Annotated in this window: 18 protein-coding genes and 1 pseudogene; 16 read left to right on the forward strand and 3 right to left on the reverse strand. The window is 67.4% G+C overall.

Annotated features, from left to right (window positions below; genetic code table 11):
• Window positions 1–5: 5 nt before the first annotated feature.
• The 11 genes and pseudogenes from alr to nagA all read left to right on the forward strand — a co-directional run bounded on the left by alr (window position 6) and on the right by nagA (window position 11,319).
• Entirely contained in the window at window positions 6–1,193 is a 1,188-nt protein-coding gene (alr, locus tag AU072_RS08110; RefSeq protein ID WP_407937593.1) for an alanine racemase, read from the forward strand.
• Window positions 1,193–2,314, forward strand: a complete 1,122-nt coding sequence (locus AU072_RS08115; RefSeq protein ID WP_110765956.1) for an alpha/beta fold hydrolase — start codon at window positions 1,193–1,195, stop codon at window positions 2,312–2,314. Before alr ends, AU072_RS08115 begins: the two co-directional genes overlap by 1 nt.
• Window positions 2,307–2,774, forward strand: a complete 468-nt coding sequence (tsaE, locus tag AU072_RS08120) for a tRNA (adenosine(37)-N6)-threonylcarbamoyltransferase complex ATPase subunit type 1 TsaE (protein WP_064413304.1) — start codon at window positions 2,307–2,309, stop codon at window positions 2,772–2,774. Before AU072_RS08115 ends, tsaE begins: the two co-directional genes overlap by 8 nt.
• Entirely contained in the window at window positions 2,771–3,388 is a 618-nt protein-coding gene (gene tsaB, locus AU072_RS08125) for a tRNA (adenosine(37)-N6)-threonylcarbamoyltransferase complex dimerization subunit type 1 TsaB (RefSeq protein WP_064413305.1), read from the forward strand. The genes tsaE and tsaB overlap by 4 nt, the downstream gene beginning before the upstream one ends.
• Window positions 3,385–3,837 (forward strand): ribosomal protein S18-alanine N-acetyltransferase, encoded by a 453-nt coding sequence (gene rimI / locus AU072_RS08130; protein WP_064413306.1) that lies wholly within the window; start codon window positions 3,385–3,387, stop codon window positions 3,835–3,837. Before tsaB ends, rimI begins: the two co-directional genes overlap by 4 nt.
• Complete coding sequence (gene tsaD, locus AU072_RS08135; RefSeq protein WP_064413307.1) at window positions 3,834–4,859, forward strand: tRNA (adenosine(37)-N6)-threonylcarbamoyltransferase complex transferase subunit TsaD; 1,026 nt, start codon at window positions 3,834–3,836, stop codon at window positions 4,857–4,859. Before rimI ends, tsaD begins: the two co-directional genes overlap by 4 nt.
• A gap of 181 nt (window positions 4,860–5,040) precedes the next feature.
• Window positions 5,041–5,343, forward strand: coding sequence for a co-chaperone GroES (groES, locus tag AU072_RS08140; protein ID WP_041310041.1), 303 nt, complete (start codon window positions 5,041–5,043; stop codon window positions 5,341–5,343).
• Between the two features lie 93 nt (window positions 5,344–5,436).
• Complete coding sequence (gene groL, locus AU072_RS08145; RefSeq protein ID WP_064413308.1) at window positions 5,437–7,065, forward strand: chaperonin GroEL; 1,629 nt, start codon at window positions 5,437–5,439, stop codon at window positions 7,063–7,065.
• 53 nt (window positions 7,066–7,118) lie between these two features.
• Window positions 7,119–8,632 (forward strand): annotated as a pseudogene (locus tag AU072_RS08150) (adenylate/guanylate cyclase domain-containing protein).
• Between the two features lie 100 nt (window positions 8,633–8,732).
• Window positions 8,733–10,133: a sugar porter family MFS transporter gene (locus AU072_RS08155; protein WP_064413392.1), complete on the forward strand. Its 1,401-nt coding sequence runs from the start codon at window positions 8,733–8,735 to the stop codon at window positions 10,131–10,133.
• Window positions 10,134–10,176: 43 nt separating this feature from the next.
• Window positions 10,177–11,319 carry an N-acetylglucosamine-6-phosphate deacetylase gene (gene nagA, locus AU072_RS08160; protein WP_064413309.1) on the forward strand — a complete coding sequence of 381 codons (1,143 nt, stop codon included), beginning with the start codon at window positions 10,177–10,179 and terminating at the stop codon, window positions 11,317–11,319.
• Between the two features lie 4 nt (window positions 11,320–11,323).
• On the opposite strand, the gene AU072_RS28920 is transcribed toward nagA, so the two are convergent.
• The gene (locus AU072_RS28920) at window positions 11,324–11,527 is read right to left on the reverse strand and encodes a hypothetical protein (RefSeq protein ID WP_064413310.1); all 204 of its coding nucleotides are present in this window, start codon (window positions 11,525–11,527) and stop codon (window positions 11,324–11,326) included.
• A gap of 231 nt (window positions 11,528–11,758) precedes the next feature.
• Here AU072_RS28920 and AU072_RS08170 point away from each other — a divergent pair, with 231 nt between their 5' ends.
• Both AU072_RS08170 and AU072_RS08175 read left to right on the forward strand, forming a co-directional pair.
• The gene (locus tag AU072_RS08170) at window positions 11,759–12,082 is read left to right on the forward strand and encodes an Rv1352/Rv1906c domain-containing protein (RefSeq protein ID WP_064413311.1); all 324 of its coding nucleotides are present in this window, start codon (window positions 11,759–11,761) and stop codon (window positions 12,080–12,082) included.
• 231 nt (window positions 12,083–12,313) lie between these two features.
• Window positions 12,314–13,369, forward strand: coding sequence for a 3-deoxy-7-phosphoheptulonate synthase (locus AU072_RS08175; RefSeq protein WP_064413312.1), 1,056 nt, complete (start codon window positions 12,314–12,316; stop codon window positions 13,367–13,369).
• Between the two features lie 13 nt (window positions 13,370–13,382).
• On the opposite strand, the gene AU072_RS08180 is transcribed toward AU072_RS08175, so the two are convergent.
• Window positions 13,383–13,673 (reverse strand): WhiB family transcriptional regulator, encoded by a 291-nt coding sequence (locus tag AU072_RS08180; RefSeq protein WP_064400598.1) that lies wholly within the window; start codon window positions 13,671–13,673, stop codon window positions 13,383–13,385.
• A 369-nt stretch (window positions 13,674–14,042) separates the two neighbouring features.
• On the opposite strand from AU072_RS08180, the gene AU072_RS08185 reads away from it, so the two are divergent.
• The 3 genes from AU072_RS08185 to AU072_RS08195 all read left to right on the forward strand — a co-directional run bounded on the left by AU072_RS08185 (window position 14,043) and on the right by AU072_RS08195 (window position 16,618).
• Window positions 14,043–14,825, forward strand: coding sequence for a hypothetical protein (locus AU072_RS08185; RefSeq protein WP_064413313.1), 783 nt, complete (start codon window positions 14,043–14,045; stop codon window positions 14,823–14,825).
• 88 nt (window positions 14,826–14,913) lie between these two features.
• A complete protein-coding gene (locus AU072_RS08190) occupies window positions 14,914–15,492 on the forward strand; it encodes a sigma-70 family RNA polymerase sigma factor (protein WP_064413314.1) in 579 nt (192 codons plus the stop codon).
• Window positions 15,485–16,618, forward strand: a complete 1,134-nt coding sequence (locus tag AU072_RS08195) for an anti-sigma-D factor RsdA (protein ID WP_064413315.1) — start codon at window positions 15,485–15,487, stop codon at window positions 16,616–16,618. Before AU072_RS08190 ends, AU072_RS08195 begins: the two co-directional genes overlap by 8 nt.
• Here the strand turns inward: AU072_RS08195 and AU072_RS08200 are convergent, their stop codons facing one another.
• A complete protein-coding gene (locus AU072_RS08200) occupies window positions 16,619–17,023 on the reverse strand; it encodes a DUF5319 domain-containing protein (RefSeq protein ID WP_064345682.1) in 405 nt (134 codons plus the stop codon).
• Between the last annotated feature and the right edge of the window lie 82 nt (window positions 17,024–17,105).

Here is a 17,105-nt window from a genome sequence, read left to right on the forward strand (position 1 = left end):
GGACAATCGGCCGTGGTGAAACGACGATGCACACGACCGAGCTGACGACGCCGACCGCGACCGCGGCCCCCCAGGCGGTGGTCGACCTGGACGCGATCGCGCACAATGTGCGGTTGCTGCGCGACCTCGCGGGCACCGCGCAGGTGATGGCCGTCGTCAAGGCCGACGGATACGGACACGGCGCCACGCAGGTCAGCCGGGTCGCGCTCGCCGCGGGAGCGTCCGAACTCGGGGTGGCGACCATCGCCGAGGCGTTGGCGCTGCGCGGCGACGGCATCACGGCTCCGCTGCTGGCCTGGCTGCACCCGCCGGGTATCGATTTCGCGCCGGCCGTGGCCGCCGACGTCCAGATCGCGGTGTCGTCGGTGCGCCAGCTCGATGAACTGATCGACGGTGTCGCACGGGCCGGGCGCGGCGCCTTGGTGACCGTGAAGGTCGACACCGGGCTGAGCCGCAACGGCGTCGGTCGTGCCGACTACCCGGCGATGGTCGCCGCGCTCAAGCGGGCGCAGGCCGACGACGCGATCAGCGTGCGGGGGCTGATGTCGCACCTGGTGCACGGCGACCAACCCGACGATCCGCTCAACGACCTACAGGCGCAGCGACTCAGCGAGATGCGGACCTATGCGGCCGAACGGGGCGTGCAGTTCGAGATCACCCACCTGAGTAACAGCCCGGCCGCGATGACGCGGCCGGACCTGGCCTTCGACCTCGTGCGCGCCGGTATCGCGGTGTACGGTCAGACCCCGATACCCGAGCGCGGGAACATGGGCCTGCGTCCGGCGATGACTCTGAAATGCCCTGTGGCACTGGTGCGGTCGATACGGGCGGGCGACGGGGTGTCCTACGGGCACACCTGGGTCGCCGATCGCGACACCACCGTGGCGCTGTTGCCGGTCGGTTACGCCGACGGGGTGTTCCGTCCGTTGAGCAACCGCTTCGATGTGCTGATCAACGGCCGACGGTGCCGCAACGTCGGCCGGATCTGCATGGACCAGTTCGTCGTGGACCTCGGACCGGCGAGCGGAGTCACAGAGGGTGACGAGGCGATCCTGTTCGGGCCGGGCACGCACGGCGAGCCGACGACTCAGGAGTGGGCCGACCTGCTGGGCACCATCAACTACGAGATCGTGACCACTCCGCGTGGCCGCTTCGTGCGGACCTATACGGCAACGATGGACGAGACGCCTTGATGGACGACGAAATTCCGGGCCCGGGCCGCCGCCGCAACTCGAACGGGCGTTGGCTCGCGGGCGCGGCAGGCCTGACAGCGGTCGGTAGTGCAGCGGGAATGTCGGCCGCACGCTCGCTGCGGCGTCGACTCGACACCGTGGACCACTACAAGGACGAGGATTTCGAGCTACTCGACGCCGACCGCAGTTCCGTCGTCACCACGCCCGACGGCGTCTCGCTGGCGGTCCGCGAGGTGGGCCCGCAGGACGCGCCGCTGACCGTGGTGTTCGCGCACGGATTCTGTCTACGGATGGGCGCCTTCTACTTTCAGCGCGTCAGGCTGACCGAGCAGTGGGGGCCCCAGGTCCGGATGGTGTTCTACGATCAGCGCGGACACGGCCAGTCCGACGAAGCACCGCCCGAGACCTATACCGTCACCCAACTCGGACAGGATCTGGAAGCCGTGTTGACGGTGGTGGTCCCGCGCGGTCCCGTGGTGCTGGTCGGGCACTCGATGGGCGGGATGACCGTGCTGTCACACGCGCGACAGTTCCCGCAGCACTATCCGAAGCGGATCGTCGGTGCCGCGATCATCGCCTCCGCGGCCGAAGGCGTTTCGCGATCGCCGGTGGGGGAGATCTTGAAGAACCCCGCACTGGAGGCGGTGCGCTTTGCGGTGCGGTACGCACCCAAGATGGTGCACCGCACCCGCGGCGCAGCGAAGTCGGTGATCGCGCCGATCCTGCGCGCGGGCTCCTACGGCGACGAAAAGATCAGTCCGAGTGTCGTGGCGTTCTCCGAGAGGATGATGCACGGCACACCGATCGCGACGCTCGTCGAGTTCCTGCATGCGCTCGAGGTGCACAACGAGATCGACGGGCTGACCACGCTGGCCAAGGTGCCGACCCTGATCGCGTGTGGTGACCGCGACCTGCTGACCCCGATGGAGTACTCGCAAGCCATGGCCGCGGTTCTCCCGAAGGCGCAGTTGGTGATCGTCGGTGGCGCAGGACATCTCGTTCAACTCGAACAACCCGAGGCGATCAACGAGGCGCTGGTCCGACTCGTCGAACGTGCGACACCGTCCAAGCTCGTCGCGTTGACGAGGCGGGTGCGCGAGAAGGTCCGCAACAATGGGTGAACGCCGCTCGGGCACGGCCGAACTGCCGACCGCAGAGGACACCGTCGCGCTCGGCGCCGAACTCGGTGGACAACTGCACGCCGGTGACGTCGTCGTGCTGTCCGGACCGCTCGGCGCGGGAAAGACCGTGCTCGCCAAGGGTATTGCGCAAGCGATGGATGTCCAGGGGCCGGTGATCTCGCCGACCTTCGTACTGGCGCGCGTACACCGGGCCCGCCGATCGGATGCGCCGGCCATGATTCACGTCGACATGTATCGCCTCCTCGACCACCCGTCGGTCGACCTGCTCGCCGAACTCGACTCGCTGGACCTGGACACCGATCTCGACGACGCCGTCGTGGTCGTCGAATGGGGCGAGGGGCTGGCCGAACGGCTCTCCGACAGCCACCTCGACGTGCGGCTCGAGCGTGCCCGCGACACCGAGGTGCGCACCGCGGTGTGGGAGTGGAGCAAGGCGTGAACGTACTGGCCATCGACACCGCGACGCCCGCGGTGACGGCGGGCGTCGTTCGCCTCCACGGACTGCAGGTGCTCGCCGAGCGGGTGACGGTCGACGCGCGGGCGCACGCCGAGCAGCTCACCCCGAACGCGGTGCAGGCGCTGGCGGACGCGGGAATCGGCGTCGACGAGCTGGCCGCGGTCGTGGTCGGCTGTGGCCCGGGACCGTTCACCGGCCTGCGCGTCGGAATGGCCACCGCCGCGGCCTACGGGCACGCGCTGGGCATCCCGGTCCACGGCGTCTGCAGCCTCGATGCCATCGGGGTGGACACCGTCGGCGACGTGCTCGTGGTGACGGATGCGCGTCGTCGTGAGGTCTACTGGGCGCGTTACCGCGACGGGGTGCGCACCGATGGACCCGCCGTCTGCGCAGCCGCGGACGTGCCCGCAGGTGCCACTGCGGTCGCCGGCTCGCCCGAGCACGCGGCGCTGTTCGACCTGCCGCGCCAGGCTCCGGTGTATCCGACCGCTTCGGGACTGGTGCGCGCGGTGGCGGACTGGGACGCCGAGCCGGCGCCGCTCGTCCCGCTCTACCTGCGCCGGCCCGACGCCAAACCCTCGGTGGTCAGGCGATGAGCATCACCTACGGGCCGCTGAAGCCGTCCGACGCGGCCAGGTGCGCCGAGCTGGAGGCCCAGCTGTTCGACGGCGACGATCCGTGGCCCGAGCGCGCCTTCCTCGCCGAACTCGCCGCCAAGCACATCCGCTACGTCGCCGCACGCGATCACGACAAGCTCGTCGGCTACGCGGGCATCGCCCGGCTGGGCCGGAAGAAGCCCTACGAGTACGAGATCCACACCATCGGCGTCGACCCCGCCTATCAGGGCCAGGGGATCGGCAAGCGCATGCTGGCCGAGCTGCTCGACCACGCCTCGGGTGGCTGCGTGTTCCTCGAGGTTCGCACCGACAACGAAGCGGCGATCAAGATGTACGAAAGCTTCGGCTTCGCGAATGTGGGTCTGCGCAAACGGTATTACCGGGCCAGCGGCGCCGACGCCTATACGATGCGGCGAGACCCGACATGACGATCATCCTGGCCATCGAGAGCTCCTGCGACGAAACCGGCGTCGGCATCGCTGAACTGGGTGCCGGCGGATCGGTGCGGCTGCTCGCCGACGAGGTCGCGTCCAGCGTCGATGAACACGCCCGCTTCGGTGGGGTGGTTCCCGAGATCGCGTCCCGCGCGCACCTGGAGGCGTTGGGTCCGACGATGCGCCGCGCACTGCAGGCGGCCGGGATGGCCAAACCCGATGTCGTCGCCGCGACGATCGGGCCGGGCCTGGCAGGTGCGCTGCTGGTGGGAGTGGCCGCGGCCAAGGCCTATTCGGCTGCATGGCAGGTGCCGTTCTACGCCGTCAACCACTTGGGTGGGCACCTGGCCGCCGACGTCTACGACCACGGCCCGCTGCCGGAGAGCATCGGTCTGTTGGTCTCGGGCGGGCACACCAACCTGCTGCACGTGCGGTCGCTGGGCGAGCCGATCGTCGAACTCGGCAGCACCGTCGACGACGCCGCAGGAGAGGCCTACGACAAGGTGGCGCGCCTGCTGGGCCTGGGCTATCCCGGCGGCAGGGTGCTCGACGAGCTGGCCCGCGAGGGTGACAGGGACGCGATCGTGTTCCCGAGGGGTATGACCGGCCCGCGCGACGATCCGTACGCGTTCAGCTTCTCCGGGCTCAAAACGGCGGTCGCCCGGTACGTCGAAAGCCACCCGGAGGCGTCGACGGCGGATGTGGCGGCCGGATTCCAGGAGGCGGTTGCCGACGTGCTGACGCTCAAGGCGGTGCGGGCCGCCAAGGCGCTCGACGTCTCGACGCTGCTGATCGCCGGCGGCGTGGCGGCGAACTCGCGGCTGCGTGAGCTGGCCGAGGAGCGGTGCGCCGCCAACGGGCTGACGCTGCGGGTTCCGCGACCACGCCTGTGCACCGACAACGGCGCGATGATCGCCTCGTTCGCGGCGCACCTGATTGCGGCCGGGGCGCGGCCGTCCCCGCTGGATGCCGTGAGCGATCCGGGTCTGCCCGTCGTGCAGGCACAAGTGGCCTGATCTTGTCGATACCCGGCCTTGAGTGCTAGCACTCTCGTGTATAGAGTGCTAGGTGGCACGCGGCCAATCCCTGCGCCGGCACCCGCGACGACGGTGCGTGGGCACGGACGCATGCCGAACACCTGGTAACTGAGAGATCCGGGAACCCGGATCGACACCCGAACTAGTGGAGGGCTCCATCGTGGCGAGCGTGAACATCAAGCCACTCGAGGACAAGATCCTCGTTCAGGCCAACGAGGCCGAGACCACGACCGCATCCGGTCTGGTCATCCCCGACACCGCCAAGGAAAAGCCGCAGGAAGGCACCGTCGTCGCTGTCGGCCCGGGCCGCTGGGATGACGAGGGCGAAAAGCGCATCCCGCTGGACGTCTCCGAGGGCGACACCGTCATCTACAGCAAGTACGGCGGCACCGAGATCAAGTACAACGGCGAGGAGTACCTGATCCTCTCGGCACGCGACGTGCTGGCCGTCGTCAACAAGTAAGCACCCGTGTTCCGCCCCGGGAATCCCCGTCCACACGGGTGATTTCCGGGGCGGCATGCGTATATAGCGAATTGCGACTCAAGAAAGACACTTATGAGTAAGCAGATTGAGTTCAACGAAACCGCGCGCCGCGCAATGGAAGCCGGCGTGGACAAGCTGGCCGACGCGGTGCGGGTGACCCTTGGGCCGCGCGGCAAGAACGTCGTGCTGGCCAAGTCATGGGGCGGGCCGACCATCACCAACGACGGTGTGACGATCGCCCGCGAGATCGACCTGGAAGACCCGTTCGAGAACCTCGGGGCGCAGCTGCTCAAGTCGGTCGCCACCAAGACCAACGACGTCACCGGCGACGGCACCACCACCGCGACGGTGCTGGCGCAGGCATTGGTCAAGGGCGGGCTGCGCAACGTCGCGGCCGGCGCCAACCCGATCGCGCTCGGCGCGGGCATCGCCAAGGCCGCCGACGCGGTGTCGGAGGCCTTGCTGGCCGCGGCGACGCCGGTGTCGGAGAAGAGCGCCATCGCCCAGGTTGCGACGGTCTCGTCTCGCGACGAGAAGGTCGGCGAGCTGGTCGGTGAGGCGATGACCAAGGTCGGCGCCGACGGCGTCGTCTCCGTCGAGGAGTCCTCGACGCTGGAGACCTACCTGGAGATGACCGACGGCGTCGGCTTCGACAAGGGCTACCTCTCGGCGTATTTCGTCACCGACTTCGACGCCCAGGAGGCGGTGCTCGAGGACGCGCTGGTGCTGCTGCACCGGGAGAAGATCAGCTCGCTGCCCGACCTGCTTCCGCTCCTGGAGAAGGTTGCCGAGGCCGGTAAGCCGCTGCTGATCATCGCCGAAGATGTTGAGGGCGAAGCACTCTCGACGCTGGTGGTCAACGCCATCCGTAAGACGCTGAAGGCGGTGGCGGTCAAGGCTCCGTTCTTCGGCGACCGCCGCAAGGCGTTCCTCGACGACCTCGCCGTCGTCACCGGCGGCCAGGTCGTCAACCCGGATGTCGGCCTGGTGCTGCGCGAGGTGGGCCTCGAGGTGCTGGGCACCGCCCGGCGCGTCGTGGTGGACAAGGACAGCACCACCATCGTTGAAGGTGGCGGCACCAAGGAGGCCATCGAGGCGCGAAAGGCGCAGCTGCGGTCCGAGATCGAGGTCTCCGATTCCGAATGGGATCGCGAGAAGCTCGAGGAGCGGCTGGCCAAGCTGGCCGGCGGCGTTGCCGTCATCCAGGTGGGCGCCGCGACCGAGACCGATCTGAAGAAGCGCAAGGAAGCAGTCGAGGACGCCGTCGCGGCGGCCAAGGCCGCGGTCGAAGAGGGTGTCATCGCCGGTGGCGGTGCGGCTCTGCTCCAGACCCGCGGCGCGCTGGAGAAGCTGCGCGACAGCCTGTCCGGCGACGAGCGCCTCGGTGTCGAGTTGTTCACCGCCGCGGTCGGTTCCCCGCTGTATTGGATCGCCACCAACGCCGGCCTGGACGGCGCGGTCGTGGTGAACAAGGTCGCCGAGTTGCCTGCCGGACAAGGCTTCAACGCGGCGACGCTCTCCTACGGTGATCTGGCGGCCGACGGTGTCGTCGACCCGGTCAAGGTCACGCGTTTGGCGGTGCTGAATGCGGCGTCGGTGGCCCGCATGGTGCTGACGACCGAGACGGCTGTCGTGGACAAGCCCGAGGAGCCGGAGGACGACGGTCACGGCCACGGGCACGGCCATCACCACCATCACTGAGTGAATTGAACGAAGCACCCCCGGTCACATGGCCGGGGGTGTTTCGTTCTGACATGGAGCGTATCTGGCAGTGGGCGTGGAACGGGTATGGAGCGAGGTACTCGTGGATGATCTGGGGATTGACGTTCGCCGCGATGTCTACATCCTGTGGTCGCAGCTTCTCGTCGCTTTCGAGAACTCGGATCGCTACCTCGCGGCGGCGGTGGTCACAGGAATCGCCGTTCTGGTGAATGCGTCGGTGTCGATACTTCCCGCCAGCCGGATGTTTCGTCGAGCGCATCAGTGGGCGGCCGGTCGCGAGGTCGACCGGATGCAGGCGCTGACAGACACCTACGCCTGGGCCCGTGCTGCTACGGCCCGAGCGATCTGGTTCCTGCCTGTTTGGACTGCACTCTTGACGGTGTCCGTCGGCGCGATGGCGGAAGCGAGGGGGTGGCGGCTGGCCCAGTACGGAGTCTTGGGTGCCGCATTGGGCATTGCCATGGCGCTGCTCGGTATGCACACCTCTGTGCAAGGAGCTATGCGGCCGGTTCGAGCCGCACTTGCCGCCGATACCGTAGTCGGTGACGAGCTGCCCCGCTCACATCCGACCTTCGCGGCGTGGCTCAACGTCGCGATGCTGGGCTCTCTGTTCGCTTCCACAGTCATAGGCGCGATGCTGGGCATCGTGTGGGATGCTGCCGCAAGGTTCCCGGCGCTTCTCGTCTTAATCGGTTGTGTGGCAATCGGTCTCTACTGGCCGATCACCGTCAGCGGCATCGTTCTACCGTCTTTGCGACCGATTCGCGACCTCGCCAGCGGCACCGAGCGGGTCGCCGCCGGGGACTACAGTCAGCGCCTTCCCGTAGTCCAGGATGACGACTTGGGAGCGCTTGCGGCGTCGTTCAATCGCATGCAGACGGGACTGGCTGAGCGGCAACGACTCCAGGCGGCCTTCGGCACCTACGTCGACCCCGCGCTTGCCGGCCGTCTCCTCGAGCAGGGCGACGACGTGTTCACCGGTGAGCGCCGCGAGGTGACGGTGATGTTTATCGACATTCGCGACTTCACACCGTTCGCAGAAACCAACCCCGCCGAGGACGTCGTCGCGCGTCTCAATGCGTTGTTCGAGATCGTCGTGCCTGCCGTCGTGGATGCCGGTGGACACGTCAACAAGTTTCTCGGCGACGGCGCCCTGGCCGTGTTCGGCGCACCCAACGAATTGACCGGTCACGGCGACGCTGCCTTGACCGCCGCGTTGCTAATTCACCGCCTCGTCGCGGATCGGTTCGGCGGGGAGCTTCGAATCGGGATCGGGATCAACACGGGTGTGGTTATCGCCGGAACCATCGGTGGCGGAAGCAAGCTGGAGTTCACGCTCATCGGTGACACCGTCAACGTCGCTGCCCGCATCGAGCAACTCACCAAGACCACCGGTGACGCGATCCTGCTGACTCAGCAGACTGTCGAAGCGCTGGAATCTCTACCACTCGGACTGACCGACCGGGGATCGCAGGCGGTGAAGGGTAAGGCCGCCGCTGTAAAGGTGTTCGGGCTCGACCCAGCGGTGAGAGCGCCTGACGGGTGAGTTCGACCCGAGTACGGCGGCGCGTCTGTCAGTGCCGATCCGGCCATTTCCTTAAACTTTTTGTTCACCGGCGAAAGGATCAACCGTGGGCAACACCGCTATCCGGCGGTCCCCCCGCCTGGGACTGCTGGTGGCCATCGCGGCCGCCAGCGTCGGCATCATTTATGGCTACGACCTCTCCAACATCGCCGGTGCGCTTCTGTTCATCACCGACGAGTTCGGGTTGACCACCCGGCAGCAGGAATTGGTGACCACAGCGATAGTCATCGGCCAGATCGCCGGGGCGGTCGGCGGCGGGATGCTCGCCAACGCCATTGGGCGCAAGAAGTCGATGGTGCTCGTCGCCGTCGCGTACGCGGCCTTCGCGCTTCTCAGCGCGTTGTCGGTGTCGGTGCCCATGCTGCTGGTGTCGCGCTTTCTGCTGGGCCTCACCATCGGTGTGTCGGTGGTGGTCGTGCCGGTGTTCGTCGCCGAATCAGCACCGGCGAAGTCCCGCGGTTCGCTGTTGGTCGCCTATCAGGTGGCCACGGTCGTCGGCATCATCATCGGCTACCTGGCCGCTTACTTCCTGGCCGGCTCGGGCAGCTGGCGGTGGATGCTCGGCCTGGCAGCGATACCGGCGGTACTCGTCACGTTGCTGCTGGTGTGGATGCCAGACACCGCGCGGTGGTACATGCTCAAGGGTCGGGTCGACGAAGCCCGCCAAACGCTGCGCCGGGTCGAGGCGAGCGCCGACGTCGAGGCCGAACTCGCCGAAATCAGCCGCGCGCTCAAGGAGGAAACCGGGGGTGCCGTGCGCGAGATGCTCCGGCGGCCCTACCTTCGCGCCACGGTATTCGTGGTGGTGCTCGGTTTCTTCATCCAGATCACCGGCATCAACGCGATCGTCTATTACAGCCCCCGACTGTTCGAGGCCATGGGCTTCGAGGGAAACTTCGCACTGCTGATACTTCCAGCGCTAATTCAGGTAGCGGCCCTGGCAGCGGTGTTCGTTTCGCTGATGCTGGTCGACCGAGTAGGTCGCCGACCGATTCTGCTCGGCGGTATCGCGATGATGGTCGCCGCCAACGCCGTGCTGATCGGCGTCTTCGTGGCCGGAACGGAGTTCGGCGGTGCGCTCACCACGATCGGGTTTCTCGGCGTGCTGCTGTTCACCATCGGATTCACCTTCGGCTTCGGCGCATTGGTCTGGGTTTATGCCGGTGAGAGCTTTCCCACTCGGCTGCGGTCGATGGGCTCGAGTGCGATGCTCACCTCCGATCTGGTGGCCAATGCCATCATCGCTGCCTTCTTCCTGACGATGCTCAATTCGCTGGGCGGTGGCGGGACATTTGCGCTGTTTGGTGCCTTCGCGCTGGCCGCGCTTGTATTCGTCTACCGATTCGCGCCGGAAACGAAGGGCCGCCAGCTCGAGGAGATCCGCCACTTCTGGGAAAACGGCGGACGCTGGCCGGATGAAGCCGGCGGCGCGGCCGAGGATCTCAACGCGTTGAAACAATGACGGCGGACAAGCCGCGCGGGCTGCACAGGTTCGTGGAGATGCGGTGACGCTCATCGCCGCGGGAACGATCGTCCTGGAGGACCGGGTCTGCAAGCCGGGTTGGCTGGCCATCTCTGCCGGTCGAATCATCGACTGCGCGCCCGGCCCGCCACCGCGACCGCCCGACCATGACTTCGCGGATCACGTAGTGGTGCCCGGTTTCGTCGACATGCATGTGCACGGAGGCGGCGGTGCGTCCTACGCCGACGGCATCGGCTCAGAGATCGAACAGGCAGCCGAGTTCCACCTGCGCCACGGCACCACCACGACGGTGGCCAGCCTGGTCACCGCATCACCGAAAGACCTTCTGAGGCAAGTGCGCGTGCTGTCGGAGATGACTCGGCAAAAAACCGTCGCCGGAGTGCACTTGGAAGGCCCGTGGCTGAGTGCGGTCCGCTGCGGTGCACACGACGCAAGCCTGATGCGGAACCCGGACCCCGCCGAGATCGACGCTTTGCTCACTGCCGCGGACGGCACCATCCGGATGGTCACCCTGGCACCCGAACTGCCGGGCAGTCAGGACGCCATCACCCGCATCGTGGACGCAGCTGTGGTCGTCGCCATTGGCCATACCGATGCCGGCTACGACGACGCGCAGCGTGCGATCGAATCGGGCGCGACCGTCGGTACCCACGTGTTCAACGCGATGCGGCCACTACACCATCGCGAACCGGGTCCGGCGTTGGCGCTGCTGGAAGACCCGCGGATCACAGTGGAGCTCATTGCCGACGGCGTGCACCTTCATCCCGCGCTCGTGCGGCAGGTCATCGAGACGGTCGGGCCCGATCGCGTCGCGCTGGTCACCGACGCGATGGCGGCAGCCGGACTGCCGGACGGCTCATTTCGAATGGGGGCCGTCGAGGTGGAGGTCACCGAGCGCGTCGCGCGCGTGCGCGGGACGTCGACGATAGCCGGCAGCACGACGACCATGGATAAGCTTTTCCGGACAGCGGTCGGCCAACTCGGTGGCTCGGATGAGGCGCTGGTGAAGGCGGCGCGGATGACGGCGACCACCCCGGCCCACGCGTTGAAGCTCGACCGTGTCGGCAGCCTACGCGTCGGCATGGATGCCAATTGTGTTGTGCTAGAGGAGGATCTACGTGTTCAGCAGGTGATGCGTAACGGTTCGTGGCTACTTCACTGTTAGCAGTTCAGGTGCTCGCCGCGCTCGGTTCGAGCTGTAGGGGATCGCCACCAACGCCGGCCCGGATGTCGTGGTCGCGGTGAATGGGATCGCGGAACCACCTGCGGGACAACGCTTCAACGCCGCGACGCTCGTCTTCGGTGAATTGGCGACCGACGGAGTCGTCGACTCGGCCCGTGGTGCTGACCACCGAGACCGCCGTCGCCGACATGCCGGAGGACCATGGGCATGGACACGGGTGCGGGCATCACGACTATCGCTGAGTAACAAAACGAAACACCACGGGTGGGCGAACCTTCGACGACCCGACGCGAGGGCACACCCTTGTACGGTGTGAACTCGAAATTTCGTACAAGGGTGCGCGCTGGGCCGGCAGAATTCCGCGTGCATCGCGATCCTGGGGCTTACGCTCCGAGAAGCCGACACGAGGTGGTGAGGACGTATGCCACATCTGTTCCGCGCGGCGGCCGCGGTGATCGCCGGCATGACCGCGATCGCGACTGCGCCACCGGTCGCGGCCGACCCGATGAACCCAATTCCGGGCAACGGGTTCTTCCTCGTCGGACCCGACATCGCGCCCGGCGTCTACAACACGGCCGGCTCCGCGTCGACCTGGGGCGAGTGGTTCACAAACAGCACACCGGATGCCAACAAGGACAACGTCGTCGCGACGAACATGTCGATCGGCCCGATGAACGCCAACATCAACTCGTCGGTGAAGGCCTTTGAATCGAGGAACTGCCAGCCCTGGAGACGGCTGACCTGACCCGACTTTTGGCAAACCTCCGGGCCCGGTATAACCTGGTCGGCGTGAACATCGCGACGCGCGCCGGCTATTGGCGCTTTATCGAGGCTCCGGGCGGAGCCGATAAAGCGCAGCGCTAAGCGACGCATCCACCCGGAGCCCAGGCAGTGACCACCAGGTCGCTGCCTTTCGTCATTCAAGGGCCCGGGGCTTTCACCGGGCGCCGACAACATCTGAGAAAGGCACCCGAACATGAACCTGGCGCAGACCGCCACCCCGCCCGCCACCTCGGACCGGCGGGTCCGCGGTTTCAGCGAGATCCCCAGCCCGCACGAGGTGCTCACCGAGTTCCCGCTGGGCGCCCGGCGTGCAGAGCGAGTGGTGCGTGACCGGGAGGAGATCGCCGACATTCTCGCGGGCCGCGACGATCGGCTGCTGGTGGTCGTGGGACCGTGCTCGGTGCACGACCCGTCGGCGGCGCTCGACTACGCCAGCCGCCTGGCCAAGGTGGCCGACGAACTCAGCGATCGCCTCAAGATCGTGATGCGGGTCTACTTCGAGAAGCCGCGAACCACGATCGGGTGGAAGGGCCTGATCAACGATCCGGGCATGGACGGCACCTTCGACGTCGCGCGCGGGCTGCGCATCGCGCGCCACCTGCTGCTCGACATCGTCGACATCGGCTTGCCGGTCGGATGCGAGTTCCTCGAACCGACCAGCCCGCAATACATCGCCGACGCCGTCGCGTGGGGTGCGATCGGTGCCAGGACCACCGAATCCCAGGTGCACCGCCAGCTGGCATCCGGGTTGTCGATGCCCGTCGGCTTCAAGAACGGCACCGACGGCAACATCCAGGTCGCGGTCGACGGGGTCAAGGCCGCCGCCGCGCCCCACGTCTTCTTCGGCATGGACGATCTCGGCCGCGGCGCGTTGGTCAACACCGCGGGTAACGAGGACTGCCACGTCATCCTGCGTGGCGGCACCCACGGGCCGAACTGCGACGCCGAAGCCATCCAGGCGACCGCAGCCAAGCTGACCGCGGCTGGGCTGCCCGGGCGCGTCGTAATCGACTGCAGCCACGCCAATTCCGGGAAGGATCACGTCCGTCAGGCGCAGGTTGCCGCGGAGGTGGCGCAGCTGGTGCGCGACGGCTTACCGGTCAGCGGGGTGATGCTCGAGAGCTTCCTCGTCGCCGGTGCGCAGGCCCCCGAATCCCGTCCCCTGACTTACGGGCAGTCGGTGACCGACAAGTGCATGGACTGGCCGACAACCGATTCGGTGCTGCACACGCTTGCCGACCGCGGGTAGGTGCCCGCGGCCGTCAGGAGGCGCGCCGGATGCCGCGTTTGAGCAAAAGCTCGCGCTCGGACTCCGACAGCCCGCCCCAGATGCCGTAGGGCTCGCCGACGGCGAGGGCGTGTGCGCGGCACTGTGCGATCACCGGGCACTTGCGGCACATTTCCTTGGCGCGCATCTCGCGTTGCGCGCGGGCGCGGCCGCGTTCGCCGTCGGGGTGAAAGAACATGGAGGAATCGACGCCTCGACAGAGCCCGGCCATCTGCCAATCCCAAATGTCGGCGTTGGGTCCGGGCAGTTGCTGCGGTTGTGGCATTGGAAACCCCTCTCTGCACATCCATTTCGGAAACGAACGGATGAGTGAGTTCAAAACCGATTCGAGCTCAAGTCGCCGATGACCACTCGTGGAGACAAAGTATGGGCGCTCACGAAATCTCGTCAATAGCCTGCCTATGTGCTTATTGGCATAACCGCAGGCCAAGAATTTACCTCACGTTCATCATTGCGACGCACAGGCAACGAGAACGGTGCTAAACGAACCGAACGCGGTGGACCGCGGAAACCATTTTTCCAGTTCGCGTCAATTTCCCGTTCGCGGGCAAACTCGGCCCGCTTACATGCAAGTAACATTGCGACCACCAACTGTTAACCAATGCCGCGCCGCAATTGATACGGTCGCCACTCGATGTCCACAGAGACCGCTCTGGCCAGAGCCGCATTCGGTGACGATCCCGGCCGTTGGCCGTTGCCCGTCGCCGCCACCCCACACGAGTTGTGGTTGCGCGCCGTCGCCGCCGGCGGACAGGGCCGCTACGCCAGCGCTCGCGTCGACCTGGCGGCACTGGTCCGGGGCGCCGGACCCGAGCGGGCGTTGGCCCACAGCACCGAGGCGTCGTTTCTGCGTCAGCTCGGGTGGCACGCCAAGGCGCGGCGATGGGACGGTCGGGCACTGGCGCTGGCCGGATCGGACACCGAAGCGGCTGCGGACGCCTTGATCGGTCTGGCCGCCGACGCGTTGGGAGTCGGCCGGTTCGACGCGTCGACCCGCGCGCTGGGCCGTGCCGCCGAGCGGATGGCTGATACGGCGTCGCCGAGGCTGTGGGTTCGGCTGGGTTGGGTGTCGGCCGAATTGGCGATGGTCCGCGGCCGCGGCGAGGCCGCGGTCGGGCACGCGAAACGCGCCGTCGACGCCGCCGCGGACTTCGGTTCGGTCCGCCACGAGGTGAAGTCGTCGGTCGTGCTCGCCGCCGCCCTGTGCAGCGCGGGTGATCTGGCGGCCGCCCGGTCGGTGGCCGACGCGGCGCTCGACGACACACAGCGCTTCGGAATGGTTCCGCTGCAATGGGCGTTGGCCTGCTTGCTGGCCGACATCGGCAGCGCCGCGCATCCGACACTCGACATGGTGAAGATCCGCGACCATTGTGCCGATACAGTGCGTCGGCGGGGCGGCGTGTGGTCGGTGCGGTAACCGGGTCCACACGGAAGTGAAAGTTATTGTTTAGCTGACCGGCCTACCGGATCCGGTCCTGTTCGTAACGTTGGAGAGATCGCCCACGATGACATTTTCGGGAGAACGTCTCGATGCTGTCGTTGCTGAGGCCGTGGCAGGGAACCGGGACGCGCTCCGGGAGGTGCTGGAGACCATTCGTCCGATCGTTGTTCGGTACTGCCGGGCGAGGGTCGGGGCGACAGAGCGCAGTGGCCTCTCAGCCGACGACGTTGCGCAGGAGGTTTGCTTGGCCGCCATCACGGCGCTGCCGCGTTACAAGGATCAGGGACGACCGTTCCTGGCCTTCGTGTACGGCATTGCCGCCCACAAGGTTGCTGACGCGCATCGCGCAGCGGCCAGGAACCGATCCGACCCGACCGATGTCGTGCCGGAGCGGTTCTCGCTGGACGCCGGGCCCGAGCAGATGGCACTCGATGCCGAGGCGTCGGCGCGCATGAAGAAGCTTTTGGCGGTGCTCCCCGAGAAGCAGCGCGAGATCCTGATCCTGCGCATCGTCGTCGGAATGAGCGCCGAGGAGACCGCAGAGGCGGTCGGCAGCACCCCGGGCGCCGTCCGCGTCGCTCAGCACCGTGCGCTGGCTCGACTGAAGTCCGAGATCGTGGCGACGGGGCGTGACTATGCCTGACTTCGGACGCTGGACTTCCAACGGGGGAGACCCCTCGCTCAACGAGATCAACCGCACCGATCGGTTCCTCGATGCGCTGGCCACACAGCAGTCGGTGTATTCGACCGACCCCAGTGAGGCCGAACTGGCTCAGCTGCTGGCGGGCTGGCGCGACGAGGTCCGTGGTGCACCTCTGACCGCAACGGTCACACCGCGCGACGCGGTGCTCGCGCTTGACCGGGCCGCGGCATCGCGCCGCCGCACGCGCACGTCCCTGGCGGTCGTGGGGTCCGCCGCGGCCGCGGTGTTGTGCATCGGCGGGTTCGGTGCTGTGGTCGCCGGCGCCGGGCCGGGCGACTCGCTCTACGGCCTGCGCACCATGCTCTTCGGCGAGCAACAGGACACCCGCGACGACGCCGTCGTGCTGGCCGCGCAGACGCAGATGGCCGAGGTGCAGCAGCTGATCGATCAGGGTCAGTGGCAAGCCGCCCAGGACAAGCTCGAGACATTGACGACGACCGTGGCGACCGTGAACGACACTGTGCGCAAAGAAGAGTTGGTCACGCAGTGGCAGGAGCTGACGGTCAAGGTCGAGGCCCAGGACCCGGCGGCGACGCTGCCGCCGAACGCGCCGCCGCCGACCTTCCCCGAGGTCGTCGTGATTCCGAGTGACGGCGCGACCTCAACGGAGACCACTGCGCCGACGGACACCTCTGAGACGTCCGCGCCGACCACACCGTCGACGTCGGCGCCGACTACACCGTCTACACCGTCGACGTCGCCGTCCGGGACGCCCTCGCCGTCGGACTCGCCGACACCATCGACGTCGCCTACCGCTCTGCCGGGCACCCCGCCGCCCACGGTGAGCGCCACGCCGCAGCCGACGACGGTTCCGGACTCGCCGACGGCGCTGCCCACACCATCGGCCACGCAACAGCCGACCCCGTCGGCCAGCGCACCGCTACCGACTCCGAGCACGCGAGTTCAGGTTCCGACACCGACGTCTGCACCCTCGGTGGTCGAGCAGCAGGAGGTTGAGCAACCGTCGGCCGCGCCGACGACGCAGCAACCGACCGTGGAGGCACCGGCACCGAGGACGGCCGTCACGACGGTGACCGTCCCGGACGCGGTCGAGGAGCCCAGCTAGTCAGCGGTAGCCGTCGGACTCCGACGTCGCCTCGTTGAGCGAGGCATCGGCGTAGCCGCGGCAGTAATCCCACGTCACGTAGGCATCGGGTTCGGGATCATATGCGGGCTCGTGGGGGCGCACCGTGCCGTCGACCAGCAGTTGCAGCAGGTTGGCGCGCAGCATGTCCCAGTCGTGATAGTGGTCCTGCTGGCATTCGTCGCAGCACACGACCAGCCCGCGGATGCCCCTGTGCGCCAGAAGCGCCTCGTACACCGCCAGATCGGCGAGATCGGCCTCGACCGCCGTCCGCTCCTGCGGGTCCAGCGGCTGGCCGGGCTCGAGCGCGTCGAGGGCAGCCGAAGGGTCGCACGGGTCATCGGCGAACGGGTCTGGTGGCAAACCCGGGGGCAGGTGGTCACGCACGAGTCCACACTACGCAGCGGGGCGGGGATAACGCTAGCCGTCACGCCCACGTCGTCGACGTATGAATAGTTGTGTGCGTCAT

It is taken from the genome of Mycolicibacterium novocastrense (assembly GCF_001499835.1).
GTDB classification, from domain to species: domain Bacteria; phylum Actinomycetota; class Actinomycetes; order Mycobacteriales; family Mycobacteriaceae; genus Mycobacterium; species Mycobacterium novocastrense.